Origin of the sequence: Micromonospora sp. WMMD956, assembly GCF_029626125.1 — a bacterium.
Taxonomy (GTDB): domain Bacteria; phylum Actinomycetota; class Actinomycetes; order Mycobacteriales; family Micromonosporaceae; genus Micromonospora; species Micromonospora carbonacea.
Map to the genome: position 1 here is coordinate 1,531,842 of NZ_JARUBI010000005.1, position 15,464 is coordinate 1,547,305.

Annotated in this window: 13 protein-coding genes and 2 tRNA genes; 6 read left to right on the top strand and 9 right to left on the bottom strand. The window is 73.6% G+C overall.

The annotated features are described in order from the left end of the window. Positions 1–35 precede the first annotated feature (35 nt). The 3 genes from O7628_RS07060 to O7628_RS07070 are packed head-to-tail and all read left to right on the top strand — an operon-like array spanning position 36 to position 2,516. A complete protein-coding gene (locus O7628_RS07060; RefSeq protein WP_178066315.1) occupies positions 36–1,034 on the top strand; it encodes an SDR family oxidoreductase in 999 nt (332 codons plus the stop codon). Beyond that, positions 1,034–1,885 (top strand): ATP-binding protein, encoded by an 852-nt coding sequence (locus tag O7628_RS07065; RefSeq protein ID WP_278129231.1) that lies wholly within the window; start codon positions 1,034–1,036, stop codon positions 1,883–1,885. Before O7628_RS07060 ends, O7628_RS07065 begins: the two co-directional genes overlap by 1 nt. Before the next feature lie 58 nt (positions 1,886–1,943). Beyond that, a complete protein-coding gene (locus O7628_RS07070) occupies positions 1,944–2,516 on the top strand; it encodes a DUF5709 domain-containing protein (RefSeq protein ID WP_178066316.1) in 573 nt (190 codons plus the stop codon). Positions 2,517–2,582: 66 nt separating this feature from the next. On the opposite strand, the gene O7628_RS07075 is transcribed toward O7628_RS07070, so the two are convergent. Together O7628_RS07075 and O7628_RS07080 are read right to left on the bottom strand one after the other, a co-directional pair. After that, complete coding sequence (locus tag O7628_RS07075) at positions 2,583–3,248, bottom strand: response regulator transcription factor (protein ID WP_278136246.1); 666 nt, start codon at positions 3,246–3,248, stop codon at positions 2,583–2,585. A gap of 32 nt (positions 3,249–3,280) precedes the next feature. After that, a complete protein-coding gene (locus O7628_RS07080) occupies positions 3,281–4,414 on the bottom strand; it encodes a DUF5931 domain-containing protein (RefSeq protein WP_278129233.1) in 1,134 nt (377 codons plus the stop codon). Positions 4,415–4,509: 95 nt separating this feature from the next. Between O7628_RS07080 and O7628_RS07085 the strand changes: the two genes are divergently transcribed. After that, positions 4,510–4,968, top strand: a complete 459-nt coding sequence (locus O7628_RS07085) for an ATP-binding protein (protein WP_074472675.1) — start codon at positions 4,510–4,512, stop codon at positions 4,966–4,968. Positions 4,969–5,033: 65 nt separating this feature from the next. Then, positions 5,034–6,521 carry a glycerol kinase GlpK gene (gene glpK / locus O7628_RS07090; protein WP_278129235.1) on the top strand — a complete coding sequence of 496 codons (1,488 nt, stop codon included), beginning with the start codon at positions 5,034–5,036 and terminating at the stop codon, positions 6,519–6,521. A 21-nt stretch (positions 6,522–6,542) separates the two neighbouring features. Here the strand turns inward: glpK and O7628_RS07095 are convergent, their stop codons facing one another. Both O7628_RS07095 and O7628_RS07100 read right to left on the bottom strand, forming a co-directional pair. Continuing rightward, positions 6,543–6,974, bottom strand: a complete 432-nt coding sequence (locus O7628_RS07095) for a hypothetical protein (RefSeq protein ID WP_278129237.1) — start codon at positions 6,972–6,974, stop codon at positions 6,543–6,545. A 766-nt stretch (positions 6,975–7,740) separates the two neighbouring features. Next, on the bottom strand, positions 7,741–8,574 hold the full coding sequence (locus tag O7628_RS07100) for a phosphoribosylaminoimidazolesuccinocarboxamide synthase (RefSeq protein ID WP_278129239.1): 834 nt from the start codon (positions 8,572–8,574) through the stop codon (positions 7,741–7,743). Between the two features lie 127 nt (positions 8,575–8,701). On the opposite strand from O7628_RS07100, the gene O7628_RS07105 reads away from it, so the two are divergent. Beyond that, positions 8,702–10,033 (top strand): extracellular solute-binding protein, encoded by a 1,332-nt coding sequence (locus tag O7628_RS07105; protein ID WP_278129241.1) that lies wholly within the window; start codon positions 8,702–8,704, stop codon positions 10,031–10,033. A 282-nt stretch (positions 10,034–10,315) separates the two neighbouring features. Here O7628_RS07105 and O7628_RS07110 read toward each other — a convergent pair whose 3' ends face one another. The 5 genes from O7628_RS07110 to O7628_RS07130 all read right to left on the bottom strand — a co-directional run bounded on the left by O7628_RS07110 (position 10,316) and on the right by O7628_RS07130 (position 15,426). Continuing rightward, positions 10,316–10,567 (bottom strand): hypothetical protein, encoded by a 252-nt coding sequence (locus O7628_RS07110; protein ID WP_074472671.1) that lies wholly within the window; start codon positions 10,565–10,567, stop codon positions 10,316–10,318. Positions 10,568–10,768: 201 nt separating this feature from the next. After that, positions 10,769–10,842 (bottom strand) — tRNA-Met (locus tag O7628_RS07115). Positions 10,843–11,153: 311 nt separating this feature from the next. Continuing rightward, positions 11,154–11,227 (bottom strand) — tRNA-Met (locus O7628_RS07120). 72 nt (positions 11,228–11,299) lie between these two features. After that, positions 11,300–14,290, bottom strand: a complete 2,991-nt coding sequence (locus tag O7628_RS07125) for a UPF0182 family protein (protein ID WP_278129242.1) — start codon at positions 14,288–14,290, stop codon at positions 11,300–11,302. Between the two features lie 122 nt (positions 14,291–14,412). After that, positions 14,413–15,426 (bottom strand): PDZ domain-containing protein, encoded by a 1,014-nt coding sequence (locus O7628_RS07130; protein ID WP_278129243.1) that lies wholly within the window; start codon positions 15,424–15,426, stop codon positions 14,413–14,415. Between the last annotated feature and the right edge of the window lie 38 nt (positions 15,427–15,464).

Below are 15,464 nucleotides of genomic sequence, written 5' to 3' on the forward strand. Positions count from 1 at the left end.
GGCATGAGCGGGCCCCACCGGGGTACGGGCGTGGAATGCCTCTGACCCGCACCCTCGACGACGCCGTCGTCGTGCTCACCGGCGCCTCCAGCGGCATCGGCGCGGCCACCGCGTACGCCCTCGCCCGACGGGGGGCGGCCGTGGCGCTGGCGGCCCGCAGCGAGGACGCCCTGGAGCGGGTGGCGGCGCGGTGCCGGGAGCTGGGCGGGCAGGCGCTCGCCGTGCCCACGGACGTCACGGACCCGGTGGCCGTGGAGATCCTCGCCGCCCGCACGGCGGAGGAGTTCGGCCGGATCGACGCCTGGGTCAACAACGCGGCGGTGAGCGCGGTCGGGCTGTTCGACGAGATACCGGTGCGGGAGTTCCGCCGGGTGCTGGAGGTGAACCTGCTCGGCGTCGTGCACGGCATGCGGGCCGCCCTGCCGTACCTCGCGGCGGCCGGCGGCGGGGTCCTGGTCAACAACGCCTCCGTGCTGGCCGAGGTGGCGATGCCCTACCAGTCGGCGTACAACGCCACCAAGCACGGCATCCGGGGGCTGGCCGACACGGTGCGGCAGGAGCTGCGGCTGACCGGGCGGGGCAACGTCTCCGTGTGCACGGTGCTGCCGGCGAGCATCGACACCCCGTTCTTCCGGCACGCCGCCAACCACACCGGCCGGGAGCTGGTGCCGCCCCCGCCGGTGTACCCGCCGGAGCTGGTGGCCGAGACCGTCGTCCGGCTGCTGCGCCGGCCGCGCCGCGAGGCGTACGCCGGCGGGGCCGCCCGGCTGCTCGGCGCGCAGTGGCGGCTCGCCCCCGCGCTGGCCGAACGCGTCCTCGGCTGGTACGTCCACCGCACCCAGTTCGGGCCGGCCCGGCGGCCGGACAGCGCCGGCAACGTCTTTGTCGCCGACGCCACCGCCCGGCGGGACGGCGGGTGGCACGGCCGGCGGCGGCACCTGGTCCGGATGACCACGGCCTTCGGGCTCGCCGCCGCCGGCACGGCGGTCGGCACGATGGCGGCCCGGGCCAGGCGGTCGCGGGCGGACCGCTGATGAACTCGCCCGACCGGCAGGATGCGCCGTCGGTCGCCACGACGCACAATGGGACGATCATGCCGACCGACCTGCGCTGCGTGGTGGAGACGGACGAGTCGTCCGGAGTGCTCCGGCTGACGGGGGTGCTCGACGCCGCCGGCACCGCCGCCGTCCGGGACGCGCTGCTCGTGCGGCTCTGCGACCGCCCCGGCCCGGTGGTGGTCGACCTGACCCGGCTGCGGTTGGCCGCCCCCGCCCGGGGGCTGTTCGCCGAGGTGCGCCGCGAGATCGCCGACTGGCCGGCGGCGGGGCTGCTGGTCGTCGACCCGACGGGGGCGGCGGCCGGCCCGGAGCTGCCGGTCTGCGCGACCCTGGCGGAGGCGACGACGGCGCTGACCCGGGCACCGATGGCCGCGGCGACCACCACCGCGCTGCCGCCGGTCGTCGGTGCGGCCCGGCAGGCCCGGGCGCTGGTCACCGACGGCTGCGCCCGGTGGGGGATCGGCGCCCTGGCCGAGGCGGGCTGCATCGCGGTGACCGAGATGGTCAACAACGTGGTGGCGCACGCGCGCACCCCGATGACCCTGCGGCTGGCCCCCGGCGACGGCACGCTGCACCTCGGCGTGCGCGACCGGTCGCGGCGGCAGCCGCGGTACACCGGGGTGACCCCGCCGCACCTGGCCGGCGGCCGGGGGCTGCTGCTGATCGACACGGTGGCCCGCCGCTGGGGCAGCACCCTGCTGCCCGACGGCAAGCTCGTCTGGGCGGTCGTGCACCCCGAGGGCGGGGACACGCGTCCCGACCCGGACGTCGCGCATCCGGACACCGGGGGCGCGCGGCCCGACGGCGGGCCGGACCGGCACGCTTGACCCCGCTTCGCCCGCCCGTGGCCGGTTACGGGCGGTGGGCAGCGGGTAGTGATCAGCCATGCGCGACGACGAGTACCCGACCCCCGTCTCCGACCCGGAGGCCGACGGCCTGCCCGACACCGCCGACGACGACTCGACCGCCAACGACGACGTCGAGACCGGTCGCGAGGCGGACGGCCCGGCGCCGGCCCAGCTGCCCGGCGACCGCATGCCCGTGGCGGTGGACCGGTACGGCACCACCGCCGAGGAGCAGCTCGACGGCGAGTCGCTGGACTACAAGCTCCAGCGGGAGAGCTTCGAGCGCCCCGCCGACGACCCGCTGGCCGGCCCGGTCGACCCGGACATCGCGGCCGAGGCGGACAGCGAGGAGGCCGCCGCCCAGGCGCAGCTCGACGCCGACGTGATCGACCCGGGCCCCACCTCGGACCCGCACTCCCCCGTCTCCCTCTACGACCACGGCCAGCTCGGCAGCGTCGCCGACGCCGAGGTGGGCCGGCTGGTGGAACCGGACGAGGGGGCGCACACCGACCTGGAGACCGACAACGTCGCGTACGACGCGGGCTCCGCCGGTGGCGGGGCGAGCGCCGAGGAGCTGGCGATCCACGAGACCCGGCCGCCCGGGGCGCACTGACCGGGCCCCCGCGCCCGGCCGACCGGATGCGCCGGCCGGTGGGGCGGTCGCGCCCGGCCCGGCGGGTCAGGCGTCGAGGCCGCGCTCGATCGCGTAGCGGGTCAGCTCGACCCGGTTGTGCAGCTGGAGCTTGCCCAGCGTGTTCTGCACGTGGTTCTGCACCGTCCGGTGGGACAGCCCGAGCCGCTCCGCGATCTGCTTGTACGACATCCCCTTGGCGACCAGGCGCAGCACCTCGGTCTCCCGGTCGGTGAGCCGGGGCGCGTCGGCGGGGTGGCCCGCCGGTGCCGGCCCCCGGTCCCCGGCGGCCCCGCCCGCGCCCGCCGCGAGCCGGCGAAACTCCCCGAGCACGAGGCCGGCCAGGCCGGGGGTGAAGACCGGCTCGCCGGCGGCGGTGCGGCGCACCGCGTCCAGGAACTCGGCCGGGGCCGCCGACTTCACCAGGTAGCCGGTCGCGCCGGCCTTCACCGCGTCCAGGACGCTCTGCTGCTCGCCGCTGGCCGAGAGCATCAGCACCCGCACCTCGGGCAGCGCCGCGCGCAGCCCACGGATCACCTCCACCCCGGAGATGTCCGGCAGTTGCAAATCGAGCACCACCAGGTCGGGCCGGGCGGCGGGGGCGACCCGCACGGCCTGGCGGCCCTCCCCGCTGGTGGCGACCACGAGGTGACCGGCCTCGGTGAGGTCGCGGGCCACCCCCTCGCGCCACATCGGGTGGTCGTCCACCACCATCACCCGTACGCCGGGCGGGGCGTCGGCGGCGCTCACCGGGGCGTCCTCGGCACGGTCAGCTCGACCTCGGTGCCCGCGCCCGGCGTGGAGGTGATGGTGACCGTGCCGCCCAGGTCGGCGACGCGGCCCCGGATCGACTGCGCCACCCCGAGCCGGCCCTGCCGGACCGCCTCGTCGAGCCGGCCCGCCGGGATCCCCGGCCCCTCGTCGCGTACCGAGACCGTCACCGTCTCCCCCTCGTCCTCGATCAGCACCCAGGCCCGGCCGCCCGCGTGCCGGCGCACGTTGTCCAGCGTCGCCCCGGTCGCGGCGGCGAGTTCCCGGGCCACCAGGGCGGGCAGCGGGACGCCGGTGGCCGGCGCCGACAGCGAAACCGTAGCCGAGGCGTACCGGCCGAGCAGGGCGCGCAGGTCGAGGGTGTCCGGCCCGGCCGGGCCGGCGTCGCCGGGGGACGCCGCGCCGGCGATCAGGGCACGCAGGGCGGCCTCCTGCTCCCCCGCCAGCCGGGCCAGCTCGCCGGCCTCCCCGTCCAGGTGCGCGCCGCGCCGCTGCACCAGCGCGAGCACCTGGAGCACCGAGTCGTGGATGTCCCGGGCCAGCCGCTCCCGCTCCCGGGTCGCCGCCTCCAGCTCCACCGCCCGGTGCAGCCGCTGCTCGGCGGTCACCGCCAGCCGGGCGACGTGGCCGACCACCGCCCCCGCCATCAGCAGCAGGATCCAGCCGGTGAGGGCGGACTGGCCGATCCGCTCCCGGGCCGCCAGGTCGGCCGCGCACACCACCAGCGCGGCCACGGTGCCGCGCCGCCGCCCGCCGGAGACCGCCCAGGCGAGCACCGGCCCGGCCAGCCAGACCACGGCGAGGCTGGGCGCGCCGGCCGCGAGGGCCGACCGGCCGACCGCCCACGGGCTGACCTGGAGCACCCCGACCACGACGGCGAGGTCGGCGGCCAGCAGCGGCCAGCCCCGCCGGGCGGGGCGGGCGTAGCCGAGGGCCGTGGTCACCGTCCAGCCGAGCATCACCAGCAGGACGAGGCCGGCGACGACCGGGTGGGCGTACCGGCTGGCGTCGCGCGCCACGATCAGGCCGACGTACGCCAGGGCGGCGAACCGGAACACCGCGACGGCCCGCCAGAGCGGGACCTCGAATCCACCGGTCGTCGACGGCACCCCGACACGATGCCACACGCCCGCGCCCTGCATGATCGCCTGCCGTCCGGGGCGACCCGCCCGCCACCTGCCCCGGGAACAGCGGACGATCATGGCTGCCCCGACCGACACGGCGTACGGTTGTGCCCATCGACACCACCCTCCTGATCGCCGAGGCCTTCGACCAGGCACAGGTGACCGAGCTCCGGCACTCGGTCACCTCCTGCGCGCACGCCGTCGGGCTGCGCGGGCAACGGCTGGACGACTTCGTGCTGGCCGTCAACGAGCTGCTCACCAACGCGGTGCGGCACGGCGGCGGGCGGGGGTGGCTGCGGCTGTGGCGGCAGCCGGGGCGCCTGGTCTGCGAGGTCGCCGACCACGGTCGGGGGATCAGCTCCCGGCGGCTCGACGACCGGAGCCGCCCCGCGCCCGAGACCGCCGGCGGCTGGGGCCTCTGGCTGGCCCGGGAGCTGAGCGACGCCATGGACGTCGAGACCGGCCCGGCCGGCACCACGGTCCGGATCGGCACGCCCCTCGGCCCGCTCCTCGACGCGGGCGGGCGCGTGTCGGACTGACACCGCACCGGCCCGCCCGTCGACGATGGGCGGCGCACCGGTGGCGGGGCGGGTACGGTGCTGCGGTGACCGGAGAGTACGTCGCCGCCATCGACCAGGGCACCACCTCGTCCCGGTGCCTCGTCTTCGACCGGGCCGGGGAGATCGTCTCCGTGGCCCAGCGCGAGCACCGGCAGCACTTCCCCCGGCCGGGCTGGGTCGAGCACGACGCCGAGGAGATCTGGGACAACGTCCGGATCGTCGTCCGCGAGGCACTGGACGCGGCCGGCACCGGCCCGGAGCGGATCGCGGCCGTCGGCATCACCAACCAGCGGGAGACCACCGTCGTCTGGGACCGCGCCACGGGCCGCCCGGTCGCCAACGCCGTCGTCTGGCAGGACACCCGCACCGGGCCGCAGCTACGCGCGCTCGCCGAGGCGTACGGCGAGCAGCGGCTCTGCGAGCGCACCGGGCTGCGGCTGGCCACCTACTTCGCCGGCCCGAAGCTGCGCTGGCTGCTGGACAACGTCGACGGGCTGCGCGCGCGGGCCGAGCGGGGCGAGGTGCTGTTCGGCACCATGGACAGCTGGCTGATCTGGAAGCTGACCGGGCGGCACGTCACCGACGTGACCAACGCGAGCCGCACCATGCTGATGGGCCTGGACACCCTCGACTGGGATCCGGAGCTGCTCGACGCGCTCGGCGTGCCGGGCGCGATGCTCCCCGAGATCCGCAGCTCCGCCGAGGTCTACGGCACCGCCGTCGACGGGCCGCTCGCCGGGGTGCCGGTGGCCAGCGCCCTCGGCGACCAGCAGGCCGCCCTGTTCGGGCAGACCTGCTTCCAGCCCGGCGAGGCCAAGTGCACGTACGGCACCGGCAGCTTCCTGCTGCTCAACACGGGCGCGAGCCCGGTCATCTCCTCGCACGGGCTGCTGACCACCCTCGCGTACCGGATCGAGGGGCAGCCCGCCGTGTACGCGCTGGAGGGCGCGATCGCGGTCACCGGGTCGCTGGTGCAGTGGCTGCGGGACAACCTCGGCCTGATCTCCACCGCCGCCGAGGTGGAGGAGCTGGCCCGCACGGTCGACGACAACGGCGGCTGTTACGTGGTGCCGGCGTTCTCCGGGCTGTTCGCCCCGCACTGGCGCAGCGACGCGCGCGGGGTGGTCGCCGGGCTGACCGGCTACATCACCAAGGGGCACCTGGCCCGGGCGGCGCTGGAGGCGTCGGCGTGGCAGACCCGCGAGGTGGTCGACGCGATGAACGCCGACTCCGACGTGGCGCTGCGCCGGCTGCGGGTCGACGGCGGGATGACCGCCAACGGGCTGCTCATGCAGTTCCTCGCCGACGTGCTGGACGTGCCGGTGGTCCGCTCCCGGATCACGGAGACGACCTGCCTCGGCGCGGCGTACGCGGCGGGCCTCGCCGTGGGCTTCTGGCCGGACCTGGCCACCCTGCGCGCCCAGTGGCGCTCCGACGCGCAGTGGACCGCCGCGATGGCCCCGGACGAGCGGGAGCGGGAGCTGCGCCAGTGGCGCAAGGCCGTGCAGCGCACCCTCGACTGGGTGGACTGACGATAGCGACAATGCGTCAAGTCAACAAGGGGCGAGATGCCGCACCGCGTCAGATGCCTTCTGGACGATCTTACGGCGGGTTGCTGGCAAGGGTGGATTCTGGGCCAGCGCCACCCGCATGGACTCAGCACAGAACTCCAGGCAAGCCAAAGCCGCCTCATCGGCAGTCAAATTGGCCGAAAGCTGCCATTCCCTCTCGAAGATGAGACGATTATCGTAGGCTACACCCATTGTCGTGTATCGAGGCCTGGGCGATGCGATCACGATCGAATCCAAGACATCGGAGTCGTCGTCCGCGTCGAGATGCTCCTCGTCTTCCCTGGTCAGGGGCACGTAAAGCCAGACCGAGACGTGATCGTCGTCAGAGAGAACTCGCCAGAACAGGCAAGGCTCGCCCCCCGCCTCAACGACCCCCAGAGTGGGAACACCGTTGTACCTATCGATGATCTCCACAGCATCGACGGTAGGCAGCGGCGCCCAAGCGAGGTTTCCCAGCTCGGGCGCAGGTCCGAAGCTACTCACGAGTACCACCTCCTCCGTGCGGTTCAGTGAAGCAGTCAGAGAAGCTCTTGGCTAGGGCGTCATCCCACTCTTTGGGATCGTTCCCATCAATTGGCGGGAAAACACTGATGTGCTTCGGGTTTGGGCCCGTTGGCGTGTGTCGAACAATAAAGCCTCTTGCACGGAGCGCTCCCGCAGTCGTGTACCGCACCGCCGAAAGCGGACTCCCCCACTTGTCGACGATCCGTCGCGCCTCATCGACAGTCACCCGGCCCCACAGCAACGACACGTCCGGCTCATTGATCTCCGCCCGCGGCCGGTCCCGGAAGCGGGTGGGAGAGCCGAGAGGACCCTTGCCATACTGGGTGAGCTGGGCACCATCTGGGACATCAAGAGACTTTCCCGGCCGCCTTGGCATGCATCCGCCCTTGGAGTGCTGCTGCTGTCGCTGAACGTGACTCTGTTCCTACGGACAGCAGTATCACCGGCGGGACTTCCGAGGTCAAACCCCCTAAATCTCGCGAACATCACCACACCCAACGATCGTAGCCGGGCCGACGTGCTCGCAGTGTCAACTTTCAGTCACTCTGGGCGATGACCCGAGCGTCCCTCCAGGGCGCCTCGACCCTCGGGCAGCTCCAAGGGACACGGTCGTCCGCGCCGCCGGCTCGTATCGCTGCCGGACTGCAGGATCTGGGGCTGGGGCAAGGGAGCGGTGTCAGGACCAGGTACGGCCGGTGAGCTTCTCGTAGACCTCGACGTAGCGGGCCCGGGTCGCCTCGATCACCTCGGCGGGCACCTCGGGTGCCGGGGGCCGCTTGTCCCAGCCGCCGCCGGTCGCCCAGTCCCGGACGTACTGCTTGTCGTAGGAGAACTGGGTCCGGCCCGGCTGGTACGACTCGGCCGGCCAGAACCGCGACGAGTCGGAGGTGAGCACCTCGTCGCCGAGGACGAGGGTGCCGTCCGCCGCCCAGCCCAGCTCGATCTTGGTGTCGGCGACCAGGATGCCCCGGTCGGCGGCCAGCTCCGCCCCCCGGCAGTAGATGTCGAGGGTGATCTGCCGCAGCCGCGCGGCGGTCTCCGCGCCGACCTTGTCCACCACCTGCTGGTAGGTGATCGGCTCGTCGTGCTCGCCCTTGGGGGCCTTCGTCGACGGGGTGAAGATCGGCTCGGGCAGGATCGACGCCTCGACCAGGCCCCTCGGCAGCGCCACGCCGGAGACCGCGCCGGTGCGCTCGTACTCGGCGAGGCCGCCGCCGGTGAGGTAGCCCCGCGCGACGCACTCGACCGGGACCATCTCCAGCCGCCGGCAGCGGATCGCGCGGCCGGCGAACTCCGCCGGCACGTCCGTGGCGGAGACGACGTGGTTGGGCACCAGGTCGGCGAGCTGCTCGAACCACCACAGGGACAGCGCGGTGAGCAGGCGGCCCTTGTCCGGCACCGGGGTCGGCAGCACCACGTCGTAGATCGAGATCCGGTCGGAGGCGACCAGGATCAGGTCGTCGCCGTCGGCGTAGACGTCCCGGACCTTGCCCGAGTGCAGAAGTTCCACGCGCCCTAGTACACCACGGGCCGGCGGACGCCCCGGGACGGCCACCCGTCGGGCCGGCGGCCGTTGACACCCGCCCGCCCCGGCTGTGTAAATGGTCCGACCCCCGCCGGACAGACCAGGAGCACCCGTGCCCGACGCCCGTACCCCACCGCCCCGCACCGGCCCGGACCCGGGCCGGCGGCGGCTGCTCGGGGCGTTGCTCGGTGCGCCGCTCGCGGCGACCGGTCTCGCGGGCTGCGGCGGCCGGGCGGACGACCGTCCGGTCGAGGACGGGCCGGTCGAGCTCTCGGTCTTCTGGTACGGCACCGCCGCCCGGGCCGAGACGACCGAGAAGGCGCTCCGGCTCTACTCCTCCCGCAACAACCTGGTCAGCTTCCGGGTCACCTGGCAGGGCCTGCCCGGCTACTACGACCGGCTCGCCACCCAGGCCGCCGGCGGCAACGTGCCCGACCTGATCCAGGTCGACGACACCGTCCTCGCCGAGTACGCCCGGCGGGAGATCCTGCTCGACCTCGGCGGGTACGTCACCGACGAGAGGCTCGACCTGCGGGGGCTCCCGCCGGAGCTGGCGCGCTACGGCGAGGTGGACGGCCGCACCGTGGCGGTCGCCGCCGCCCAGACGACCGCCGCCCTCGTCTACAACCGCAGCCTGCTGCGCCGGCTCGGCGTCGCCGAGCCCCGCACCGGCATGTCCTGGCCCGCGTACGTCGACTGGGCGGCCCGGGTCACCCGGGCCGCCGACGGCCGGGTGGCCGGCACCATGGACCCGTCCGGGGACCACCGGGCGCTCTGGCTGTGGTTGCGGTCCGGGGGCACCGAGCTGTACCAGGGCCGGCAGCTCGGCTTCGGCGCGACCGAGCTGGTCGACTGGTTCGAGCTGTGGCAGGACGCGCGGGCCCGGCAGGCCACCCCGAGCGCCGCCCTGGTCGACCAGGCCGACGGCGGCGAGCCGGGTCGGCAACTGGTGGTGACCGGCCACACGGCCGCGTCGTTCGCCTGGGCCCACCAGTTCCCCGAGTTCCGCCGGCAGACCCGGGACGAGATGGCCCTGGCCGCGTTCCCCGGGCCACCGGCGGCGCAGTGGCCGCGCGCCTCGATGTACTGGGCGGGCTTCCGGGGCACCCGGCACCCCGCCCTGGTGGCCGACGTCATCCAGTTCCTCACCAACAACATGGACGCCGGTCTGGCCCTCGGCCACGAACGCGGGGTGAGCCCCAATCTCGCCATCCGTCGGTACGTGCGGGAGAGCCTGGCCGACCCGGGGCAGCAGGCCGCCGCCGCCCTCGCCGAGGCCGTGGCCGACCAGCTCGGCCCGGCCCCCGGCCCGCCGCCGAAGGGGCACGCCCGGGTCCGGGCCCTGCTGGTCGAGACGGCCGAGGGCGTGCGCTCCGGCCGGGCCGGGACCCGGGCGGCCGCCACCCGGTTCGTCGCCCAGGCCGAGGCCGCCCTGGCCTCCTGACCACCCGCCCGAGACCCGCCACCCGTCCGGGCCCGCCCGCGGGTGCCCGTTCTCGGGTGCCCGCCGGCCCCGGGCGCCCGCCTTCGGTGCGCGCCGCGGGTGACCGCCCTCGGTCACCGTCCTCGGGTCACCGCCGGCAAGATCGTGCTCAATCGCGGATCGAGTGGCCTCCGAGCGGCCGGAGGCCACTCTTTCCCGGTTCGAGCGCGATGTTGGGCACGCGGACGCGGGGCGGGCCGGGCACACGGGCCTGGGCAGGGGCCGGCCCGCGGGCCGCCGGAGTCAGCGCGGCGGGCGGTTGCGCCGGTTGCGCATGAGCAGGACCACCAGCAGGACGATCCCGCCGACGACGACCAGGCAGCACAGCAGCCCGAGGAAGCCGATGCCGCCGCCCCTCGACCGCCGCTTGGCGGCCTCCACCACGAGCTCACCCGTGCCGGTGGACGCCCAGGCCGCGACCGGGACGAAGACCGACAGCACGACCGCACCGAGGACCGTGCTGAGCCGGCCCCACCACTTGTTCCACGAAGACATGCCCCCATCCTCGCCGAGGAACGCAAGTGGAGCACGCGGGACGGCCGGGGATTCGCCGGACGGCGTCCCCGGCGGCGCGCGGAGCCTCGCGGCGGGGTGTGGAGAGGGCCCAGCGCATGCGGAGGAAAGGCGAAGGGCCCGCGCATACGGGTTGGAAAGGTGAAGGGCCCCGGAGCGAACTCCGGGGCCCTTCCGAACGAGTAGCGGGGACAGGATTTGAACCTGCGACCTCTGGGTTATGAGCCCAGCGAGCTACCGAGCTGCTCCACCCCGCGTCGGCTCACAAAGCTTAGCGCATCCCCGCAGCGGAGCTCAGCGGCCCCCCGAAAGCCCGCCGCCGGACCACCGCACCGCAGCTCAGCCCGGCCGCCGACCGGCGCAGCACCGGACCACCGAACCCCTAGGAGCGCCGCACCGCCAAGAGCGCCGCACCCCCAGGAGCCACCGCCGCACCGCCGCACCGCCGCACCGCCGGAGCGTCGCACCGCCGGAGCGTCGGGATGCCGATCCGCCGACACCGCCCGACCGATTCGACACGGCCCACGCGAAAGGCCCCGGAGCGAACTCCGGGGCCTTTCCGAACGAGTAGCGGGGACAGGATTTGAACCTGCGACCTCTGGGTTATGAGCCCAGCGAGCTACCGAGCTGCTCCACCCCGCGTCGGCTCGTTAACCCTAACGCACCGCGCCCGCGGGCCGCAAAACGGCCCACGGGCCGGGGCGTAACCGCTGGTCATCCCCCTGCCGGGGCCGACGGCGACGGGGCGGAACCACCGCTGGGCGAGGCGGACGGCGAGCCCGACGGGGCGGCCGGAGCGGTCGGGCTGGCCGCCTGCTGGGCCTGCTGGAACGCCGTCATCGCCTCGTCCAGGGCCTTGAGCGCCCGGCCGTACCGCTCGAAGTCACCGGACGTCTGGGCGGCCTTGACCTCGGCGATGGCCGCCTGCACCTTGCTCGCCGCCTCGGCCAGCTCGCCGGTCAGGGGCGGGGCGTTGCTGCCGTCGCCCGGCGGCGGCGTGCCGCCGGTCGGCGGCGGGGTCCCGCCCTCGGCGGCCTGCTTGCCCTGGTCGACGAGCTGCTTGATGCCGTCGGTCAGGTTGTTGGCGAGCACCACGTACGAGCCGCCGTCGCCGTAGGAGAGCAGCACCTTCTGCAACAGCGGGTACGCGTCCTGCTGGTTGCTCTTGACGTAGACCGGCTCGACGTACAGCATCCCGTCGCCGAACGGCAGCGACAGCAGGTTGCCGTACTGCACCTGGGCCTGGTTGGACGAGAGCAGGTTCAGCTGCTGCCGGATGTTGGCGTTGTTGGTCATCTGCTGGTGCACCTGCACCGGCCCGGAGATCCGGGTCTGGTCGGGCAGCTCCAGCACCTCCAGCTGCGGCTTGCCGTCGACGTACGACCCGGAGATCAACGCGGCGAGGTTCTGCCGGCCGTTCGGGGTGACGGCGGAGGTGAGCTGGAAGCGCGGCGCGGTCTGCCCCGGGAACTGCGTCCACAGGTAGTACGGCGGCTGCTTCTGCCCGCCGTCGGGGTTGTCCGGCACGTTCGGCACCTGCCAGAAGTCCTGCGCCGAGTAGAAGTCGCCCGGGTCGGTGACGTGGAACTTGGTCAGCAGGTTGCGCTGCACCTTGAACAGGTCGGCCGGGTACCGGAAGTGCTCCCGCAGCTCGGCCGGGATCTTGTCGTTCGGCAGCACCAGGTCCCCGCCGAACGCCTTGTTCCACGCCTTGAGCACCGGGTCGGTCTGGTCGAACTCGTACAGCCGGACCGTGCCGTCGTACGCGTCGACCGTGGCCTTGACCGAGTTGCGGATGTAGTTGACGTTCTCCCGGGCGAGCTGGAACGTGCCCCGGCCGGTCAGCTCGTCGGTGGTCTCCGCCTGGAGGTTGACCCGCTCGGCGTAGGGGTAGGTCGCGGCCGTGGTGTAGCCGTCGACGATCCACTGCACCCGGCCGCCGACCACCGCCGGGTACGGGTCGCCGTCGAGGGTGAGGAACGGCGCGACCTTCTCCACCCGGTCCCGGGGGTTGCGCACGTACAGCAGCTTCGAGTTCTCGTTGACGGCCTCGGAGAGCAGGAAGTTGGACTCCTGCTCCTTGATGGCGTAGAGCAGCCGGCGGGTGAACGAGCCGATCTCGACGCCGCCCTCGCCGGTGTAGGTGTAGTACTGCTCGCCACCGGTCTGGGTCGGCCGGTCGAACTCGGCGTTGCGCTCCGGGTTGGCCTGCCCGACGATCGCGTAGTCCTCGGGCTCCATCCGCTCGCCGTAGTAGATGCGCGGCTGGGTGGCCGGGATCTGCTCGGTCTGCGAGGAGCACGCCTCCTGGGTCTTCTCGCCGAGGAAGCCCGAGACGAAGTACGGCTGGCCGCCGCAGACCACCTGGTTGGCCGGCGCGGCCACCAGCCCGTAGCCGTGGGTGTAGACGGTGTGCCGGTTGATCCAGGTGTTCTGCTGGTCGGTCAGCTCGCCGTAGTTGACCTCCCGGACGCCGACCACGTAGTCGGAGGTCTTGCCGCCCACGGCGTACCGGTCGATGTCCAGCTTCGGGCCGAAGTCGTAGAAACCCCGGACCTGCTGGAGCTGGGTGTACGTCTCCGAGACGAGCTGCGGGTCGAGCAGCCGGACGTTCGGCACCACGGAGGCGTCGGTGCCCAGGCTCGCCGGCGGCACCAGGTTGCTCGCCGCGTACGGCTGGATCTTCGTGTCGGCCAGCCCGAACGCGGCCCGGGTGGCGTCGATGCTCCGCTCGATGTACGGCGCTTCCTTGTCCTTGGCGCTCGGCTTGACCTCGAAGGTCTGCACGGCCCACGGGTAGATGCCGCCGATGGCGACGGCGGAGACGCCGAGCAGGGCCAGCGAGATGCCCGGCCACACCAGGTTCCGCATCACCGCGTTGGAGAACACGATGATCGCGATGGCCACCACGACCGAGATGTAGGCGAGGATCTCCTTGGCCGGCAGCAGCGCGTTGATGTCGGCGTACCCGGCGCCGTAGAGCTTCGCGCCCTCGTTGTACTCCAGCAGCATGCTGCGCCGGTCGAGCACGTACGCCACGGCCTTGAGCAGGACGAAGACCGCGACGAGCGTGCTCAGGTGGGCCCGCGCGGCGTTGGTCATCCGGTCGCCGACGCCCTGCAGGCGCACACCGCCGAAGATGTAGTGCACGGCCAGCGCGCCGAGCAGGGCCAGCACCACCGCCGTGAAGCCGACGCCCAGCACGTAGCGCCAGAACGGCAGCTGGAAGACGTAGAAGCCGACGTCGACGCCGAACTCCGGGTCCTTGACGCCGAAGTCGCCGCCGTTGCGGAACAGCAGCCACTGGTTCCACCGGCTCTGCGCCGACAGCCCGGCGAAGAGGCCCACCACCAGGGCGATCAGGCTGATCCACAGGCCGAGCCGGGGGCCGAGCAGCATCCGGTAGCGTTCCAGGGTGGCCTGCTCCAGCGAGTGGGGCCGCAGCTTGGGGCGCAGCCGGTGCGCCAGCCAGAGGTTGCCGCCGACGACCAGCGCCATCGCGAGGCCGACGACGAGGAAGAGCAGCAGCCGGGTGGCCAGCACGCCGGTGAAGACCTGTGTGTATCGCACCTCGTCGTACCACAGCCAGTCCGTCCACGCCTGCACCCCCCATCCGAGGAGGGTGAAGAGGACGAACACCCCGACCAGGACTCCGATGGTGACGCGTCCGCGCCGGCTCATCCTCGGCAGGGGGCTGCTACGCATGACCACTGTTTGGCTCCGCACGCTCGATGTGATCGGCTCCGACCAGGCACCCAGAGTACGGGGTGTTCCTGAGAGTGGCGGCCCACGGTCACGCCGGGCGGCGGGTCGGGCGGGCGCATCGGTCAGCAGCGGGTGGGCTGGCCCCCGGCGCGGAGGGTCTCCAGGGCGGTGAGCGCGTCGGCCAGCGACCCCACCCTGAGCAACGGCAGGCCGGGCTGCGGGTTACGTACCGCCTCCGCACAGTTCGCCTCCGGCACCAGGAACACCTTCGCCCCGGAGTCCTTCGCGCCGACCAGCTTCTGGGCGATCCCGCCGATCGGGCCCACCCGCCCCTCGTCGTCGATGGTGCCGGTGCCCGCGATGACCATCCCGCCGGTGAGGTCGGCCGGTTCCAGCTTGTCCACGATCCCGAGGGCGAACATCAGGCCGGCGCTCGGCCCGCCGATGTCGCCGAGGTCGATGGAGAGGGTGAACGGGTGCGGCTGCTGCTGGTCGATCTCGACCCCGATGCGCGGCCGGCCGTCGGACTCCCGGCTGGTGATCCGGGCCGTGGCGGCGGCACCGGCGCGGGTGTAGCCGACGGTCAGGGCGGTGCCGGCCGGCTTGGCGCGGATCAGCTCGGTGAGCTTGCCCGCGCTGGTGACCGGCGTGCCGTCGACCGAAGTGACGACGTCGCCCGGCTTGAGCACCCCCTCCGACGGGCCGCCCGCCGTCACGGTCTTGACCAGCACCTGCACGGGGAACCCCAGCTCCCGCAGCGCGGCGGTCTCGGCGCTGGTCTGCGAGTTGCGGAAGTCCTCCTCGTTGCGCTGCTCGACCTCCTGCTGGGTCTCTCCCGGCGGGTAGACCAGCTCGCGCGGCACCACCGCCTCGTCGGCGGAGAACCAGCCCGCCAGCGCGGACCGCAGCCGCACCGTGGGCTGCACGCCGACCGTGGTCAGCCGGAGCTGGCCGGCGGAGGTGGACGTCGCCCGCCCGGTCACCTGGATGACCTCCTTGCCGTCCACGGTGCCGAGCGTGTTGACCGTCGGGCCGGGGCCGAGCACCACGTACGGGATGGGCGCGTTGAGCACGCCGAAGCTGAGCAGGGCGGTCAACAGGGCACCCAGGAGGACGGTCACGCCGCGACGTCTCATGGCGGTGAGCGTACCGAGCGGCGGTGGGTGCCCGAGGG

Coding starts and splice junctions, on each gene's coding strand:
- O7628_RS07060 (WP_178066315.1), top strand. CDS start 36: ATGCCTCTGACCCGCACCCTCGACGACGCCGTCGTCGTGCTCACCGGC.
- O7628_RS07065 (WP_278129231.1), top strand. CDS start 1,034: ATGAACTCGCCCGACCGGCAGGATGCGCCGTCGGTCGCCACGACGCAC.
- O7628_RS07070 (WP_178066316.1), top strand. CDS start 1,944: ATGCGCGACGACGAGTACCCGACCCCCGTCTCCGACCCGGAGGCCGAC.
- O7628_RS07075 (WP_278136246.1), bottom strand. CDS start 3,248: ATGGTGGTGGACGACCACCCGATGTGGCGCGAGGGGGTGGCCCGCGAC.
- O7628_RS07110 (WP_074472671.1), bottom strand. CDS start 10,567: ATGTCTTCGTGGAACAAGTGGTGGGGCCGGCTCAGCACGGTCCTCGGT.
- O7628_RS07125 (WP_278129242.1), bottom strand. CDS start 14,290: ATGCGTAGCAGCCCCCTGCCGAGGATGAGCCGGCGCGGACGCGTCACC.
- O7628_RS07130 (WP_278129243.1), bottom strand. CDS start 15,426: ATGAGACGTCGCGGCGTGACCGTCCTCCTGGGTGCCCTGTTGACCGCC.